This window comes from Gordonia sp. N1V, assembly GCF_029269935.1.
In the GTDB taxonomy this organism is placed as follows: Bacteria; Actinomycetota; Actinomycetes; order Mycobacteriales; family Mycobacteriaceae; genus Gordonia; species Gordonia polyisoprenivorans.
Genome location: NZ_JARJDD010000003.1, coordinates 137,453 through 152,338, shown reverse-complemented (window position 1 = coordinate 152,338; position 14,886 = coordinate 137,453). Strand labels below are relative to the sequence as shown.

The following is a 14,886-nucleotide window of genomic DNA, read 5'->3' as shown; positions in this document are numbered from 1 at the left end:
GGGTTGCGTTGGGGCAGAAGCCTGACCGGGGCTGATCTCACATTCGGAAGACGCCGTACGAGACGGGCATCAGCGGCGCATTGGACGCTGCCGAAAGGCCCAGTCCCAGAACGGTTCGCGTGTCTGCTGGATCGATCACGCCGTCGTCCCACAGGCGCGCTGTCGAGTAGTAGGCACTGCCCTGACGCTCGTATTGCTCGCGGATGGGTGCCTTGAACGCCTCTTCATCCTCCGTCGACCACTCGACACCTCGTGCGTCGAACTGGTCGCGGCGGACTGTCGAGAGAACCGATGCGGCCTGCTCGCCCCCCATCACCGAGATCTTGGCGTTGGGCCACATCCACAGGAAGCGTGGCGAGTACGCGCGTCCGCACATCGAGTAGTTGCCCGCGCCGTAAGAACCACCGATCACGACGGTGAACTTGGGTACGCGAGCGCAGGCGACAGCAGTCACCATCTTGGCACCGTGCTTGGCGATACCGCCGGCTTCGTACTCACGCCCGACCATGAAGCCCGTGATGTTCTGGAGGAACACAAGTGGTGTCGACCTCTTGTCGCAGAGCTCGATGAAATGTGCGCCCTTCATGGCAGATTCGCCGAAGAGGACGCCGCTGTTGGCGATGATGCCAACGGGGTGGCCGAAGATGTGCGCGAATCCGGTGACGAGGGTCTTGCCGTACTCGGCCTTGAACTCGGTGAATTCGCCTGCGTCGACGATCGCGGAGATCACCCGTCGCACGTCGTACGGTTTGCGGGAGTCGATGGGGACGATGTCGTAGAGCGAGCGCTGGTCGGCAAGCGCGTCACGGACGGGGATGCGGTCCCACGGCGTCGCGGCCCGGGGACCGAAGGTGGCCACGATCTCGCGGACGCGCTGCAGTGCTGCAGCATCGTTGTCGACGAGATGGTCTGTGACGCCGGAGATCTTCGAGTGCACGTCGCCGCCCCCAAGGTCTTCTGCCGTAACGATCTCACCCGTGGCGGCTTTGACCAACGGCGGCCCGCCGAGAAAGATCGTGCCCTGATTGCCGACAATCACGGCTTCATCACTCATGGCCGGTACGTAGGCGCCGCCCGCGGTGCACGAGCCGAGCACCGCCGCGATCTGCGGAATACCCGCGGCGCTCATCGTGGCCTGGTTGTAGAAGATCCGGCCGAAGTGCTCACGATCGGGAAACACCTCGTCCTGTCGGGGAAGGAAGGCTCCGCCGGAATCCGCCAGATAGATGCAGGGGAGCGAGTTCTGTAGTGCGATCTCCTGGGCGCGGAGGTGCTTCTTCACCGTCATCGGGTAGTAGGTACCGCCCTTGACGGTGGCGTCGTTTGCCACGACGACGCACTCGCGCCCGGCGATGCGTCCGATGCCTGCGATGATGCCCGCGCCGGGGCTCTCGCCCTCGTACATTCCGTCGGCGGCCAGGGGAGCGATCTCCAGAAACGGGCTTCCCGTGTCGAGCAGGCGATCGACGCGTTCGCGGGGAAGTAACTTGCCTCGAGCTACATGCTTGGCGCGTGCTCGTTCGCCGCCGCCGGCCGCCACGGCGGTCATACGGTCGCGAAGCTCAGCGACCAGCTCTTGGTGCGAGAGTTGGCTCGTATCTGTGGTCATCTCAACCCATCTCGATCTCAGTTACAGACGGTTAACTGTAATTCGCCGACCGTATCCGGATGTCTCGAGACGTATCAAGCAGTTTCGGTCATCTTCATCGCGTGGGGATAGCCGATGTCGCCGACGGTAGCCACGGCGGATAGGCGTCCGGTTCACTGTCTCTGAGTCTGACGCTGTGCTGCGTAGGCGGCGTGGTCGTCGAGGGCTGCCACGGGAAGAGCCACACGCAAGGCGGCGTCGCGAAGTGTTCGGGCGATCTCGGTGCGACTGTGCCGCCCACTGAGATGAGGTGTGCAATTGATGAGGCCGAAGATCGCCTGTGCCACAGTGGTTGCGGGCTCCCGGGAGAGATCGGTGCGGACCTCTCGCAACACCGACACCCAGAGGTCGACGTACTTGCGCTGTCGGGTCCGCACTTCGCGACGGGTCGCTTCTGGAAGGCTGTGCAGATCGCGGTCCTGCACGCGGATCAACGCCGGTTCGGTGACGGCGAATGCCACATGCATATCAACGAGTTCGACGATGGTGGACACGGGATCCGGCCAGGAGGCTAGGCATTCCTGTGCCTGATCGAGCAGTCTGCCGCTGATGTCGATCAGGAGTTCCGCAAGCAACGCGTCTTTGCTGTTGAAGTATCGATACACCGCCGGCCCGCTGATTCCGACGGCGGCGCCGAGGTCGTCGAGTCGCATCGAGTTGAATCCCCGCTCCGCGATCAATTCGGCTGCGATGTTGAGGAGTTCGCTCCTGCGCGCCAATTTGCGCTCCTGGCGCGGTGTCGTCATGCGCACGCAGCCTCCAGGTTCTGATCCAGATAGTCGAACGTCGACAAACGGGGCAGCAATGGCGACCATGCTCGCGCATGGTGGTGTCGAGGAGCTTCCCCGGAGCGGACAACTCTCGCGCGTGTAAATATCCATCAGGGATAGCCGCGTCATGTGAGATGGGTTCAAGATGAACTACGCGGCATCTCATGGTGTGTGCAGTGGCAGACCGCTTCGTGCGGGGTACGGTCCACCGCAACATCCGAGCACGGTAAGGGCCACCGTAGAGACGATGTTGGCTGAGCTCTCCGGCCTCGGGGTTCGCGTCGCGCGATATCGCACGACTGATCAAAGTGAGCGTGCCGGCGAGGGTGGGCTGTGCCGGTGAGGTCGTCGCGCGCAGTGGTTTGAGGATGGAACAGCGAACGCGGTCAACCGACGACAGGATCGATCCATTTATTCTGTTGGGCAATGGAATCGAGGTTCTCCACACCCATCTGTTGGCCGTCCACGGGCGGCCGAGCGTTGCTCGGGCAATCCGTCCACGAGGTCGCAGAGGACGAGGTCCATCGCTCGACTCAACCCGATGAGATGCGGCAGTCGCACGGTGCCGCCGTCGATGAACGGCATCTTCCACTACAGTTGATTCATCGTGGTAGTCGCCGACCTCCTGGCGTGCATCGGTCAGCAATCGGAGCATGCTGAGCCACAAGCAAATCCGGGACAGCACGTTCTCGTCTTCGGGGTCGAGCGCGGATGCTCCGACAATCGCGTAGCTCCCGTCGACCACCCCGAGTCCGAGCAACGGGCCGCTGGCGCCCTCGAGTGCGGCGTACGCGGGCTGATCGAACTCGACCGCCCGGATATCTCGACGTCGACCTGAACCCAGACGAGGTTGTCGTACCGCGCGAGGACGAGTTCAGTCGTCTGCCGAGCAGCGGCAAGGACCGCGGCTTCGGCGTCATCAAGAGAGGAGGGCGTGGAGTTCGCGAACTCGTCGAATGAGTTGCGGGTCGGTTGCGTCAGCATCGTGGGGTCCGGTCCGTTTGGGCGAAGCAGTCATCGTGCAGCCCGGGCGATTCCCACCCGGGTACATCAACGCGCCACCGGCGAAGTGGATGTCGAGATCTTCTGCGTCTCTGGTGAGTTCGGCGATGTTGTGCGCGATCTTCTCGAATCCGGGGCGTAGCGCGCTGAGGAAGTCCTCGTCGTTGTCGCGCATGGGGCGTTCGGCCTCGGCCATGTCGACTCTGAGCGCCGCCGAGGTCGACGACAACACGTCGGCGACCTCAGGTGCGATCAGTCGTCCATGACCTCGCCACTGCGGTAGACCCACCAGCCGTGGTAGCGCTCGAGGTGGGCGAGTTCGCTGATGCTCGCGTGCTCCCGGCTGTCGCGCCGATAGGCGGTGTACGCCACGGATCCGGTGTCGTCGTGCGGCCCGCCGTCGATGACGGCGTCGATGTCGAGCCAATACCAGAATCGCCGCGCCGGTAGATCGAGTGTGACCGGTCGGGTCACGGGGTGCCATGTCTGCAAGAGATAGTCGTAATCCCTGACGACGTGCGCACAGAATCGTGTGCGCACCAGCGACTCGGCAGTGACGGCTCGTTTGTGCCCGGTCAGGATGGGTCGGCAGCAGTCGTCGAAAACGAGGCCGGATGTGCACGGACACCGGTAGGTCTGTTGGGTGTTCATGACGTTACCCATGCCGCACATCGTAGGACTCGAGGACCTCGGAGGGGCTCGATTCGATTATTTTCACTTAGTTGTAAGTAATTGACGAGCGAAATAAACCTGCTACTCTCATATGATCTGGTTCATTCCGACGGACGGAGATGGGGCAAGTCATGAGTGGTCCGATGAGTGGTGTGCGCATCGTGGACCTGTGTTCGATGATGTCGGGCCCGTGGGCCACCGACATTCTCGGCGACCAGGGCGCGGACGTGATCAAGGTCGAGGTGCCGGGAAAGGGTGACCATGTCCGGCAACTCGCGAATCAGTCGGGCGGCATGTCGGCAATGTTCGTCAACATCAATCGGTCCAAGAGGTCTCTGACGCTGGATCTCAAGTCCGACAAGGGTATCGAGATCTTTCGGCGCCTGGTGTCGACGGCGGATGTTGTGGTCCAGAACCTGCGCCCCGGAGTCGTCGAAAGGCTCGGGATCGGTTACGACGACCTGATCTCGGACAATCCCGAACTCATCTACTTGTCGATCAGCGGTTTCGGTGAACGGGGTCCTGCGGCACACCAGCGTGTGTATGATTCTTTGGTTCAGGCCTTGAGCGGATTGACCACTGTGCAGGCCGGTTCTGACAAGGCACGACCACGATTGATCCGAACCGTGTTGCCGGACAAGCTGACCGCGATCGTCGGCGCGCAGGCGATCACCGCTGCTCTGTACTCGCGCAAGGAGACCGGGCAGGGGCAGCACATCCGGCTCTCCATGCTCGATGCGATCCTGTCCTTCCTGTGGGCTTCGGATATGGGTGCCTATACATTCAGCGACAAGACCGTTCCTCTCGCCGAGGACGGAAGCTTCATTGACCTGATATTCGAGACCGCAGACGGATACATCACCGTGGCGACGAACAGCAACACCGAATGGGTGTCCATGTGTCAGGCGCTCGAGCATCCGGAGTGGACGCAGGACGAGCGGTTCAGCACCCCGGCCGGACGTACCGAGAACATAGATGCCCGCATGGCGATGGTGCAGGACGTGTTGCGCCACAGAACGTCCGCCGAATGGATTGCGGCACTGGATGCGCACGATGTCCCGGCGGCGCCGATCCTCAAGCGTTCCGAGGTGATCGAGCACCCGCAGGTGATCGCGTCGGAGACGATCACCGAGTACCGGCACCCGGTGGCCGGCGGAATCCGCCAGACGCGTGTGCCCGCGCGGTTCCTCGGCACCCCGCCGGCGCCCCCGCGGGGTGCGCCCACCCTGGGCGAGCACAATGCCGAGATCCTCACGGAGATCGGATTCGGTGGCGATGATATCGCGGCATTCGTCGCGAACGGAATCATCGGCGACGAGCACGCCCCTGTCCCGGCCTGACCACACCTGCCCGCCTTACTGGTCCGAAGGAGAACGAGAACAATGAGCACCAAACTGATTATTGGCGCCGACACGGGCATCGCAAACGCGATGACCCGGGCCCTTCACGCTCGCGGCGACTCCGTCGTCGCCGCGACTCTGAAGGGCGGTGCAGACCTGAGCGGCGAAGGTATCGAGGTCATCCCCGACGTTGACGTCACCTCGGACGAGGCTGTCGCGACGCTCGCCAAGAAGTTGACCGAGCAGGACGTCACGGTGAGCTGGCTTGTCCACGTCGCCGGCGTGATGTTCCTCGACTCGCTTGAGACCTTTGACTTCGACGATGCCCGAAGGCAATTCGAGATCAACACCCTCGGACCGCTACGTGTCATCCGCGGATTGCAGAACAACCTCGCCGACGATGCGAAGGTGGGAATCCTCACGAGCCGTGTGGGATCGATCGGTGACAACACCAGCGGCGGCGACTACGCGTACCGGATCTCGAAGGCCGGCGCGAACATGGTGGCCCGCAACCTCTCCATCGATCTCGGCAAGCGCGGTATCGCGGTCCAGGCGTTGCACCCGGGTACCGTCAACACGCATCTGCTCGACGTCATGGATCCGTCGGTCAAAGAGCAGGCCGCCGCGGTACTGGTCACCCCGGAGTCGGCCGCCGCGGGACTTATAGACGTGCTCGACAACCTAACCCTGGAGACTGCTGGACAGTTCCAGCGCACCAACGGCGAAGTCCTGCCCTGGTGAACGACGTCGCCGTGTCACCACCGCCCCGGTGACACGGCGCCGATGATCCCGACATGCCACCACGGTGGCGTGTCGGGATCATTCCACCTCAGTCGAAATGACGTGGGTGCGGCCGTTCAGGCCTGTGGACCGGCCACGGCCGGCCGGCGGGAGATCTCCCGGACCGAGAACGGTGCCGTGGGCGGCAGGGACCCTAGGTGCTCGGCGTACAGATCCGCACCGAGCGATCGAAAAGCGCTGTCCACCAAGCGGAGATACCGCGCCATGATCACCCCGGACGCACCCACCTGCGCTGCGTGCTCGCGGGCTTGCGGCTTGGGGACGTAGACATGAACCGACAATTCATCGACGCGCCCTCTGTCGATCGTGTCGATTGGCGTGACGGGGACGACAGTTCGGAGTAGCCGGTCATAGGCCAGTTCGCGGTGGTCGAGGATCGCGAGATCCACGTCATCGAGCCAGTACACCGCGCCGAGAGTCGAGCAGCCGTCGCATTCTTCGATACCCAGGAAGACGACGTCGCCTGACCACACGCTGCCGTTCTCGTCGGTGAGGATGTACTCGGGCCGACGACGGCTGTGCGCGCCCAGATTCCACTGGCGACGGTATCCGGGCAATCTCGCGGCAAACGGGCCATGTTCCGCTGAGACCTGGTGGCCCACACTGGCTTCGACGGAGCTACGGTCAACCAAGGATCCATAGCCGAACACCCACGGCATCGTGGTTCGTTTCCTTCCCGATGGCCGGAGCGATCAGCCCGCGGCCCTCTCGATACGGCCGCTGGGCGCTTCGAACTCCGACAACAGTGTGCGAAGGAGTGCGCGGAGGGCTTCTTCGTCTGCGGGTGCGAGCCGATCTCGGATCAGTTGTGATTCGTGGTCCATGAGGTCCGACACCACGGTATCGACCAACTCGACTCCCGCCTGCGTCAGCTCGACGTTGACCCGACGACGGTCCTTCGGGTGGAACTCCCGCGTCACGAGACCGGCCTTCTCGAGTTTGTCGAGCCGGCCGCTGATGCCGCCGGAGGTGATGAGTGCGGCCTGCGTCAGTTCACCGGCGGTGAGCCGGTAGGGCTTTCCGGCTCGTCGCAGCATCGCGAGGACGTCCAGGGTCACCCGGTCGGTACCGAGCTCGGCCAGGCGACGATTGCGTTCTTGCTCGAAGTACCGACCGATTCGCCAGATCCGGGTGATGATCCCCACCGAACTGACGTCCATATCCGGGCGTTCCCGCTTCCAGGACTCCTCGATGCCGTCGACCGCGTCACCAGTGGGGAGGTCCTCTGTCGTGGGCGCCGGGGCTGTTGTGGCGTCTGTCGATCGGCGCGCAGCCTTCGAGCTTGTCATCGCGGTGTCCTCTCTACCGGTGTGTTCTCACGCAACCCTACGCGCTCTCATCTACTGACGAGCAAGAAGAACTCCCGGATATGTAGTTCGTTCGAGCGGAATTTGGTGTGTCAGCGTTCTCAGACCACCGGGAATAGATCGCCGGCGATCGGTTGACCGGCAATGACATCGGGCGGATCGAAGTCGCCGATGGTGCCGATGTGATCGAAGGAGGTGCCCGGCCTCGGATCCCAGACGACGTCGTCGCCGACGAAAATCGTTGTCACCGCACGCCGATATCGGGCCGATGCGTTGCGTGGTGACCCGTGCACGGTCTTCGGATGATGCAGAAGTGCGTCCCCGGGATTGGCTTCGCCGACGAACCATGCTGCGGGATTGTCGGTGAACGCCTCGGGGATCTCCGGGTACGGGGATTGTCCATAGATCGCCGACACCTTCGGGTCGCCGCTGAAACTCCGTGGCCGATACACCGGCCCCCGATGCGAGCCCTTGAGGTAGCGGACCGCACCACTGTCGGGCGTGACGACGTCCAGCGGTACCCAGATCCGAAAGTGCAGTGAGCCGCGAATCGGGAGATAGGCGAAGTCCTGATGGTAGGGCGCTCCGGTGCCGGCGCCCGGTTCTTGAGCGAACACCTGATCGTAGAAGAAGCGCAGCCGGCTGTTGGCGGGCTGCATCTGCGCCGCGATCTCGCGGGTCGGTCCGTGCAGCGCCCATATGTCGAAGGCTTCGTCGACGAAGCGCGGATAGGCCTGCGAGAAGAATCGGGGGACGCCGTCGGGGGTGTAGTTCTGCGAGGTGTGGTCTGCGCGCGCCATCAGTCGGGCGACGGCCTCTCGTAGGTAGTCGATCCACTCCGACGCGATGACGCCGGGCAGCCGGACGACGCCGTCTCGCTCGAACGCCTCGCGTTCTTCGGCGGTCACCGGGCGTGTGATGCCGCCGTCCGGCGCGGCGCAACCGGACAGTTCGCGGTGCGCCGCCGAATGCGTCATCGAGCCCTCGTGGCAGCCATGCGACGCTGAAACGCGGGGACGGTGAGATCGGGCCGGTCGTCGCCGGGACAGCGGCCTCGGTGGGTGTACTCCTCGGCGAAGCCGAGGATCTCGTCGGCCGCCGAGGAGGTCTCGGGAGCCGACGACAATGCCGATACCGCGGTCGCGACAAGCGTGCGTGCGCCCTTGGCCAGGACCGGGTGAGCCAGGCCGTCTCGTGCGGCGATCGTCCAGAGATGTTGTGTATCAGGTAGTTCCAGGATGCGTGCACATACCTCGTCGTCGGCCGTGGTGGCCGCGACATGGACCGCGACCTGACGGACGTCAGGAGTGAGTGCGTCGAGCATCCGCAGTTCGAGCCACCCACGCGGACGAATCGGTGGGAACAGTGTCGTGAGGTGGTAGCGCAGGTCGTCGGCGGTCGGCCAGCCGAGTTCGTGGCCGTTGGTGAGCCAGTCGCCGAAGCTCATCCCCGGGGCGACGGCGTGTCCCTGCTCGGTATTGATGTAGAACACGTCGGCCGCCAATGCGTAGGACGCCCAATCGTGTACCGGCGAGTCGCCGACCGGGACAGGTCGGGTGCGTCCGGGGTCGATTCCCTTCCAGATCGCCTGACGCAGTGATCGCCACCGGCTTCCGTCCGGGCCGAGGCCGGGGGAGTTGGCGAACATCGCGATGAGGACCGGCCCGATCCGGTTCAGTGCGTACCAGCGCAGGTGACCACCACCTGGGCGGTGGCTGAGATTGACCTGCACGGAGGCGGTGTTCGCCATCATCCACAGGCCTTCGTCGCCACGTGCGGCATAGAACGACTCCATGGCCGCATATCGGGGCTTGTCGAGGATGCGCTGCGGTGCACGCACGGTGTCGACCGCGCACTCGGCCATCGTGAACGAGTAACTGCGCAGCCGATCGCGGAGTTCGGTGGCATCGGTGTCGACCGCGGCAAGGGCCGCGGATGCCGACGTGTGCGGCAGCGTCGAGAGTTCGATCTGTCCACCGGGTTCGATCGTGATCCGGCTGTCGGCGGGAAGTGGCTCGGTGGTGAGCGGGGTGAGGATGTCCATGGTCGGTCTTTCGAGCGTCGCGACGCCGAAGACCGGCCACTCGACCTCGACGCCCACGTTGTCGGCTCCGCATCCGCTGAACATCTCGGCTGCGATTTCGCGTACTCCCCTGCAGGACAGGGTTTTCAGGTGTGAGGGCATGGCGCCATCCATTTCGTCAGAATCCGCAAGCCGAAGAAACTTATCGGGTAAGTAGTTGACGACTAAGAGATTAATCCCTAGCATTCAGTGAGGCAAGTCACTTGGGCACTATGCCGTGTCTGCTGGCACAGCGGACACAGAATCTGCAATGAGAGGCGCTGCACATGAGTGGGCCTATGACAGGTATCAAGATCCTCGACCTCTGCTCGATGATGTCCGGCCCGTGGGCCACCGACATCCTCGGCGACCAGGGTGCCGATGTGATCAAGGTGGAGGTGCCGGGAAAGGGCGACCACGTCCGGGCACTACCCAATCGATCCGGCGACATGTCGGCGATGTTCGTGAATGTGAACCGGTCGAAGCGGTCGCTAACCCTGGATCTCAAGACACCGGAGGGTGTCGCAGTGTTCAAGCGCCTCGCGGCGGACGCCGACGTGATCGTTCAGAACTTTCGTCCAGGAGTCGTTGAGCGGTTGGGGATCTCGTACGATGATCTGGCTCCGCTGAACAGTCGGCTCATCTATCTCTCGCTCAGTGGGTTCGGGGAGGGTGGACCGCTGTCGGGTCAGCGCGTCTACGACTCGCTGATCCAGGGACTCACCGGGCTCACGACCGTCCAGGCGGGTTCGGACAATGAGCGACCGAGGCTGATCCGTACCATCCTGCCGGACAAGCTCACCGCGGTCGTTGCGGCTCAGGCCCTCTCGGCCGCGCTGTTCGCCCGCGAGCGCTCCGGGGGCGACGGACAGCACATCAGACTTTCCATGCTCGAGGCGGTGCTGTCGTTCCTGTGGGCATCGGACATGGGTGCCTACACCTTTGCCGACAAGCCGGTGCCGATCGAGAAGGGCGGTAGCTTCATCGACCTCATCTACCAGACCGCGGACGGCTACGTCACGATCGCAACCAACAGCAACGTCGAGTGGCAGAACATGTGTCGCGCACTCGGTCATCCCGAGTGGATCGAGGATGAGCGATTCACCACGCCCACCGGTCGTTTGGAGAACATCAACGAACGTCTGGAGCTGATCCAGAGCGTTCTGACCGACAAGACGTCTGCGGAATGGCTCGAGGCCCTCGATGGTCACGACGTACCCGCGGCGCCGATTCTCAAGCGCTCGGAGGTCATCGAGCACCCCCAGGTGCTCTCCACCGGCATCGTGGTCGAGTCGGAGCACCCGGTCGCCGGGCGCCTCCGCCAGGCACGTGTGGCGGCGCGATTCCTCGGCACGGTACCCGACGCCCCGCGTGGTGCACCCAAGCTCGGTGAGCACAACCGCGAGGTCCTCGCGGACAACGGATTCGCCGACAGTGAGATCGAACAGTTGATCACGGCAGGCGTTCTCGGGTCGGAGCAAGAACTCACCGCGACCGCGCAGGCGTGAAAGGAGAGACATGTCAAGCACTTTGGTGGTCGGAGCCGACAAGGGCATCGCGCACTCGATAGTGCGCCGGCTACACGCTCGCGGTGATGAGGTCATCGCGGCCTGCCTCTTCGACGGTGACGATCTGCGCGCGGACGGCATCACTGTCCAACCGCAGGTGGACGTGTCGTCGGGGGAGTCGATTGAGCGTCTCGCGGCCCGGCTCACCGCCGAAGGTGTCAAACTCGACGCGCTCTATCACGTCGCCGGCGTGATGTGGCTCGACGAACTCGGCGACATCGATTACGACTCGTTCCGAAAGCAATTCGAGATCAACGCGATCGGACCGCTGCGCACAGTCGAGGCGCTCCGGGGACTCCTCATCCCCGGCGCCAAGGTCGGCATCGTGACGAGTCGCGTCGGATCGCTGGTGGACAACACCTCCGGCGGAATGTACGCCTACCGCATCTCCAAGGCGGCGGCGAACATGGTGGGGCTCAACCTCCATCACGATCTCTCCAAAGCCGGCGTGAGTGTACTGATGCTGCATCCGGGAATGGTCGCCACCGACCTCACCAAGGACTTCCCGGGTGATCATGAGTACATCACCGCCGATCAGGCTGCCGCCGGCCTCATCCGGAACATCGACAACCTGACCCCCCAGACCTCTGGTCGGTTCCAACACTCGAACGGCACCTATCTCGACTGGTGACCGCGACGTCGGCGAACGGTTCTCCGGCAAGGAATATCGCAGTATCCCCTCACCCTCAATGTGGAAGGAAATCAACACAATGACCACAACCGTCTTCGGCTATGTTCCGGCCTGGGGCATCCCCGACATCAGCCCGTACGTGACCAAGGTCGTCAACTACATGACCTTCACCGGAATCCCGTTCGAGCACAAGTCCCAGGATCTCGCGACCCTGGACCAGGATTCGCCGCACGGCAAGTTGCCCTACATCGTCGAGGACGATGGAAACAAGGTCGGCGACTCCAATACCATCATCGCCCACTTCAAGGAGAAGTACGGCGACAAGCTCGACGCAGATCTCACGAAAGAGCAACGCGCACAGGCGCTCGCATGGAACCGTCTCATCGAGGAGCACCTCTACTGGAGCGGCATCATCCAGCCGCGGTGGCGTGATGACCAGGGGTGGGAGGTCTACATCCCCTACATCGTCCAGGGTGCGGAGGTGACCCCGGAGATGCGCGAAGGGCTCGACGCCTTCCGCGGTCGCATTCTCGCCGAATTCGACGGCCAGGGCATGGGGCGTCGTAGCGAGGCCGTCGTGTTCGACTTCTTCAAGGCCGACATCGACGCGATCTCCGACTTCCTCGGCGACAAGCCGTATTTCTTCGGCGACAAGCTGCACAGCATCGACGCCTCGGTGTACTCGACACTGCGGCACGTGGCCGACCAGCCCCAGCAGTGGCTGGGCACCGGATACGTCCAGTCGAAGCAGAACCTCGTCGACTACATGGATCGCATCCGCAAGGAATACGACATCTGATTCCCTCCCTAGGGATCTCGACCTGACCAGAAAGTCTCCAGGACATGATTGATCTCTACTACTACACCAGCCCCAACGTGCGGAAGATCTTGATCGCACTCGAGGAGCTGGGCCTCGAGTACGACATCAAGTGGACCGACATCACGGCCGGTGATCAGTTCGCGCCGCAGTATGTGGAGGTCAATCCGAACAGTAAGGTGCCGGCCATCGTGGACCACGATGGCCCCGGTGGCCGGCCCTTGCCGTTGTTCGAGTCGGGCGCGATCCTGGTGTACCTCGCCGAGAAGACCGGCAAGCTCCTGCCCACGGATCCGGCGTTGCGCTATGAGGCCCTGGCGTGGCTCTTCTGGCAGGTGGCCAATCAGGGTCCGATGTCGGGGCAGGCTGCACATTTCACCACATACGCGCCGAAGGCCGGTCACGACATCCCTTATGCGCGAGGACGATACGCAAACGAGATCGCGCGCATCTATCGGATACTCGAGACCAGGCTCGAGAGTCGGGAGTATCTCGTCGGCGGAGAGTATTCGATTGCCGACATCTCCTGCTTCCCGTGGACGCGTGTCGCCAAGGGGCACGGCATCTCGATTGGCGACTACCCGAGAGTCAAGGAATGGTCGGATCGAATCGCCGCGCGCCCCGCGGCGAAGGTGCGAATCAACGATCCGCGCGAGGAAAAGGCCAAGCAGGACAACAAGAACTACTCAGCAGAACAGTTTCAGACACTTTTCCGACCGGAGGGACAAAAGGCATGACCAGCACGAGCACCACGGATCGCACGGCGGCGCCGGGGCTGACCATCGACGGCGCTGTCGTTCACACCGACACCCGGCGGCCGGTGCTGAATCCGGCCACCGAGCAGGTGTTCACCGAGGTGCCGGAGGCTGGTGTCGGGGATCTCGATGTGGCTGTCGACGCAGCACGCGAGGCAGCAATCGACTGGCGGGCCCGCGACCTCTCCGATCGACAGGCACTGACCCTGGCGTTCGTCGACAAGGTCCGGGACAACATCGACGAGCTCGCCCGTCTGGTGACCCTGGAGCAGGGCAAGCCGCTCGCCAAGGCTGCGGGCGAAATCGATTCGGGTCTAAGGGCATTGACCCGATATGCGGGTCTCGACATTCCGGTCGAGGTGATCCGGGATGACGAGAACGAACTCGTCGAGGTGCATCGGGAACCGGTGGGTGTGGTCGGTGGGATCACCGCCTGGAACTATCCGTTGCTGCTGGCACTCTGGAAGATCGGCCCGGCATTGGTGACCGGCAGCCCGATCATCCTCAAGCCGTCGCCGTTGACGCCGGTCGCCACGCTTCGCCTCGGCGAGTTGGCGCAAGAGGTGCTGCCGGCCGGTGTGGTCCAGGTCCTCAGTGGCGGTGACGATCTCGGCAAGGCAATCTCGACGCATCCGGGTATCAACAAGATCAGCTTCACCGGATCCGAACGCGCCGGCACGTCGATCATGTCGGCCGCCGGTCCGACGCTCAAGCGACTGACCCTCGAACTCGGTGGCAACGACCCGGGCATCGTGCTCGACGACGTCGACGTGGAGGCGATCGCGGCGGGTCTGTACTGGGGTGGGCTGTCGAACTGCGGACAGGTGTGCGCCGGGCTCAAGCGGCTCTACGTGCCCACCGGTCTGGCGTCACAGATCGAGGAAGCCCTCGCCGAGATCGCCAAGACCGTGACCGTGGGCAACGGACTGGACGAGGGTGTCGATATGGGCCCGATCCAGAACGAGGCGCAGTACCGTAAGGTCGCCGGTTACGTCGAGGACGCGGAGCGGCGTGGTGCCGAGGTCTACTTTCGCGGTGAGATCCCGGACGGCCCAGGCTATTTCCACCCCATCACCCTGGTGCGTGGACTTGCCGACGACGTTCCGCTGGCGGCCGAGGAGCAGTTCGGCCCGGTGCTTCCGGTCCTGACCTACGACGACGTCGACGACGTGATCGCGCGTGCGAACAATTCACCCCTGGGGCTCGGGGCGTCGGTCTGGTCGTCCGACGAATCCCGGTCGCGCGCTATCGCCGACCGGATCGAGGCCGGCTCGGTGTGGATCAACAACCACCCGCTGCTCACCTCGGACGTTCCCTTCGGCGGGATCAAGCAGTCCGGCCTCGGGGTCGAGCAGTCGATCCACGGAGTCCTCGCCTACACCGACATCAAGGTGGTCCGAGTCACCCGCTGACTCGATCCCCGGTGTCGGTCCAACACACCGACAACACAACCGAATACCGAGAACTACTCATCCGCGGTCGGCGTCTGCCGATGACCCGAATGCAGCCCGGA

15 protein-coding genes and 1 pseudogene are annotated in these 14,886 nt (G+C 63.5%); 7 read left to right on the top strand and 9 right to left on the bottom strand.

What is annotated here, in order from left to right; genetic code table 11:
- Positions 1 to 37: 37 nt before the first annotated feature.
- From P3L18_RS05385 to P3L18_RS05365, 5 genes and pseudogenes are all read right to left on the bottom strand, one after another.
- Positions 38 to 1,609 carry a carboxyl transferase domain-containing protein gene (locus tag P3L18_RS05385; RefSeq protein WP_276113521.1) on the bottom strand — a complete coding sequence of 524 codons (1,572 nt, stop codon included), beginning with the start codon at positions 1,607 to 1,609 and terminating at the stop codon, positions 38 to 40.
- Between the two features lie 152 nt (positions 1,610 to 1,761).
- The gene (locus P3L18_RS05380; protein ID WP_079929945.1) at positions 1,762 to 2,394 is read right to left on the bottom strand and encodes a TetR/AcrR family transcriptional regulator; all 633 of its coding nucleotides are present in this window, start codon (positions 2,392 to 2,394) and stop codon (positions 1,762 to 1,764) included.
- Between the two features lie 534 nt (positions 2,395 to 2,928).
- Positions 2,929 to 3,009, bottom strand: a pseudogene (locus P3L18_RS05375) (enoyl-CoA hydratase); the annotation flags it as partial.
- 328 nt (positions 3,010 to 3,337) lie between these two features.
- Entirely contained in the window at positions 3,338 to 3,652 is a 315-nt protein-coding gene (locus P3L18_RS05370) for a hypothetical protein (RefSeq protein WP_276113520.1), read from the bottom strand.
- A 20-nt stretch (positions 3,653 to 3,672) separates the two neighbouring features.
- Positions 3,673 to 4,083 carry a YchJ family metal-binding protein gene (locus tag P3L18_RS05365; RefSeq protein WP_276113519.1) on the bottom strand — a complete coding sequence of 137 codons (411 nt, stop codon included), beginning with the start codon at positions 4,081 to 4,083 and terminating at the stop codon, positions 3,673 to 3,675.
- A 140-nt stretch (positions 4,084 to 4,223) separates the two neighbouring features.
- On the opposite strand from P3L18_RS05365, the gene P3L18_RS05360 reads away from it, so the two are divergent.
- Positions 4,224 to 5,432, top strand: a complete 1,209-nt coding sequence (locus P3L18_RS05360) for a CoA transferase (RefSeq protein WP_276113518.1) — start codon at positions 4,224 to 4,226, stop codon at positions 5,430 to 5,432.
- 42 nt (positions 5,433 to 5,474) lie between these two features.
- The gene (locus P3L18_RS05355; RefSeq protein WP_276113517.1) at positions 5,475 to 6,173 is read left to right on the top strand and encodes an SDR family oxidoreductase; all 699 of its coding nucleotides are present in this window, start codon (positions 5,475 to 5,477) and stop codon (positions 6,171 to 6,173) included.
- Positions 6,174 to 6,289: 116 nt separating this feature from the next.
- Here P3L18_RS05355 and P3L18_RS05350 read toward each other — a convergent pair whose 3' ends face one another.
- From P3L18_RS05350 to P3L18_RS05335, 4 genes are all read right to left on the bottom strand, one after another.
- Entirely contained in the window at positions 6,290 to 6,790 is a 501-nt protein-coding gene (locus tag P3L18_RS05350; RefSeq protein WP_139765709.1) for a hypothetical protein, read from the bottom strand.
- A gap of 135 nt (positions 6,791 to 6,925) precedes the next feature.
- Entirely contained in the window at positions 6,926 to 7,522 is a 597-nt protein-coding gene (locus P3L18_RS05345; RefSeq protein ID WP_276113516.1) for a MarR family transcriptional regulator, read from the bottom strand.
- A gap of 119 nt (positions 7,523 to 7,641) precedes the next feature.
- On the bottom strand, positions 7,642 to 8,517 hold the full coding sequence (locus P3L18_RS05340; protein ID WP_276113515.1) for a phytanoyl-CoA dioxygenase family protein: 876 nt from the start codon (positions 8,515 to 8,517) through the stop codon (positions 7,642 to 7,644).
- Positions 8,514 to 9,725 (bottom strand): glutamate-cysteine ligase family protein, encoded by a 1,212-nt coding sequence (locus P3L18_RS05335; protein WP_276113513.1) that lies wholly within the window; start codon positions 9,723 to 9,725, stop codon positions 8,514 to 8,516. The genes P3L18_RS05340 and P3L18_RS05335 overlap by 4 nt, the downstream gene beginning before the upstream one ends.
- A gap of 176 nt (positions 9,726 to 9,901) precedes the next feature.
- Between P3L18_RS05335 and P3L18_RS05330 the strand changes: the two genes are divergently transcribed.
- From P3L18_RS05330 to tadD, 5 genes are all read left to right on the top strand, one after another.
- Positions 9,902 to 11,110 carry a CoA transferase gene (locus P3L18_RS05330; RefSeq protein WP_276113512.1) on the top strand — a complete coding sequence of 403 codons (1,209 nt, stop codon included), beginning with the start codon at positions 9,902 to 9,904 and terminating at the stop codon, positions 11,108 to 11,110.
- A gap of 10 nt (positions 11,111 to 11,120) precedes the next feature.
- Positions 11,121 to 11,801: an SDR family oxidoreductase gene (locus tag P3L18_RS05325; RefSeq protein WP_276113511.1), complete on the top strand. Its 681-nt coding sequence runs from the start codon at positions 11,121 to 11,123 to the stop codon at positions 11,799 to 11,801.
- Positions 11,802 to 11,880: 79 nt separating this feature from the next.
- Complete coding sequence (locus P3L18_RS05320; RefSeq protein WP_079929947.1) at positions 11,881 to 12,600, top strand: glutathione S-transferase C-terminal domain-containing protein; 720 nt, start codon at positions 11,881 to 11,883, stop codon at positions 12,598 to 12,600.
- A 44-nt stretch (positions 12,601 to 12,644) separates the two neighbouring features.
- On the top strand, positions 12,645 to 13,355 hold the full coding sequence (locus tag P3L18_RS05315; RefSeq protein WP_079929931.1) for a glutathione S-transferase N-terminal domain-containing protein: 711 nt from the start codon (positions 12,645 to 12,647) through the stop codon (positions 13,353 to 13,355).
- The gene (gene tadD, locus P3L18_RS05310; RefSeq protein WP_079929932.1) at positions 13,352 to 14,785 is read left to right on the top strand and encodes a non-phosphorylative glyceraldehyde 3-phosphate dehydrogenase TadD; all 1,434 of its coding nucleotides are present in this window, start codon (positions 13,352 to 13,354) and stop codon (positions 14,783 to 14,785) included. Before P3L18_RS05315 ends, tadD begins: the two co-directional genes overlap by 4 nt.
- The last annotated feature ends 101 nt before the right edge of the window (positions 14,786 to 14,886 follow it).

Bases quoted from the DNA above. Each gene is read 5' to 3' on its own strand.
- P3L18_RS05355 (WP_276113517.1), top strand. From the start codon at position 5,475: ATGAGCACCAAACTGATTATTGGCGCCGACACGGGCATCGCAAACGCG.
- P3L18_RS05345 (WP_276113516.1), bottom strand. From the start codon at position 7,522: ATGACAAGCTCGAAGGCTGCGCGCCGATCGACAGACGCCACAACAGCC.
- P3L18_RS05380 (WP_079929945.1), bottom strand. From the start codon at position 2,394: ATGACGACACCGCGCCAGGAGCGCAAATTGGCGCGCAGGAGCGAACTC.
- P3L18_RS05385 (WP_276113521.1), bottom strand. From the start codon at position 1,609: ATGACCACAGATACGAGCCAACTCTCGCACCAAGAGCTGGTCGCTGAG.
- P3L18_RS05330 (WP_276113512.1), top strand. From the start codon at position 9,902: ATGACAGGTATCAAGATCCTCGACCTCTGCTCGATGATGTCCGGCCCG.
- P3L18_RS05315 (WP_079929931.1), top strand. From the start codon at position 12,645: ATGATTGATCTCTACTACTACACCAGCCCCAACGTGCGGAAGATCTTG.
- P3L18_RS05335 (WP_276113513.1), bottom strand. From the start codon at position 9,725: ATGCCCTCACACCTGAAAACCCTGTCCTGCAGGGGAGTACGCGAAATC.
- P3L18_RS05360 (WP_276113518.1), top strand. From the start codon at position 4,224: ATGAGTGGTCCGATGAGTGGTGTGCGCATCGTGGACCTGTGTTCGATG.
- P3L18_RS05365 (WP_276113519.1), bottom strand. From the start codon at position 4,083: ATGGGTAACGTCATGAACACCCAACAGACCTACCGGTGTCCGTGCACA.
- P3L18_RS05340 (WP_276113515.1), bottom strand. From the start codon at position 8,517: ATGACGCATTCGGCGGCGCACCGCGAACTGTCCGGTTGCGCCGCGCCG.
- P3L18_RS05320 (WP_079929947.1), top strand. From the start codon at position 11,881: ATGACCACAACCGTCTTCGGCTATGTTCCGGCCTGGGGCATCCCCGAC.
- tadD (WP_079929932.1), top strand. From the start codon at position 13,352: ATGACCAGCACGAGCACCACGGATCGCACGGCGGCGCCGGGGCTGACC.
- P3L18_RS05325 (WP_276113511.1), top strand. From the start codon at position 11,121: ATGTCAAGCACTTTGGTGGTCGGAGCCGACAAGGGCATCGCGCACTCG.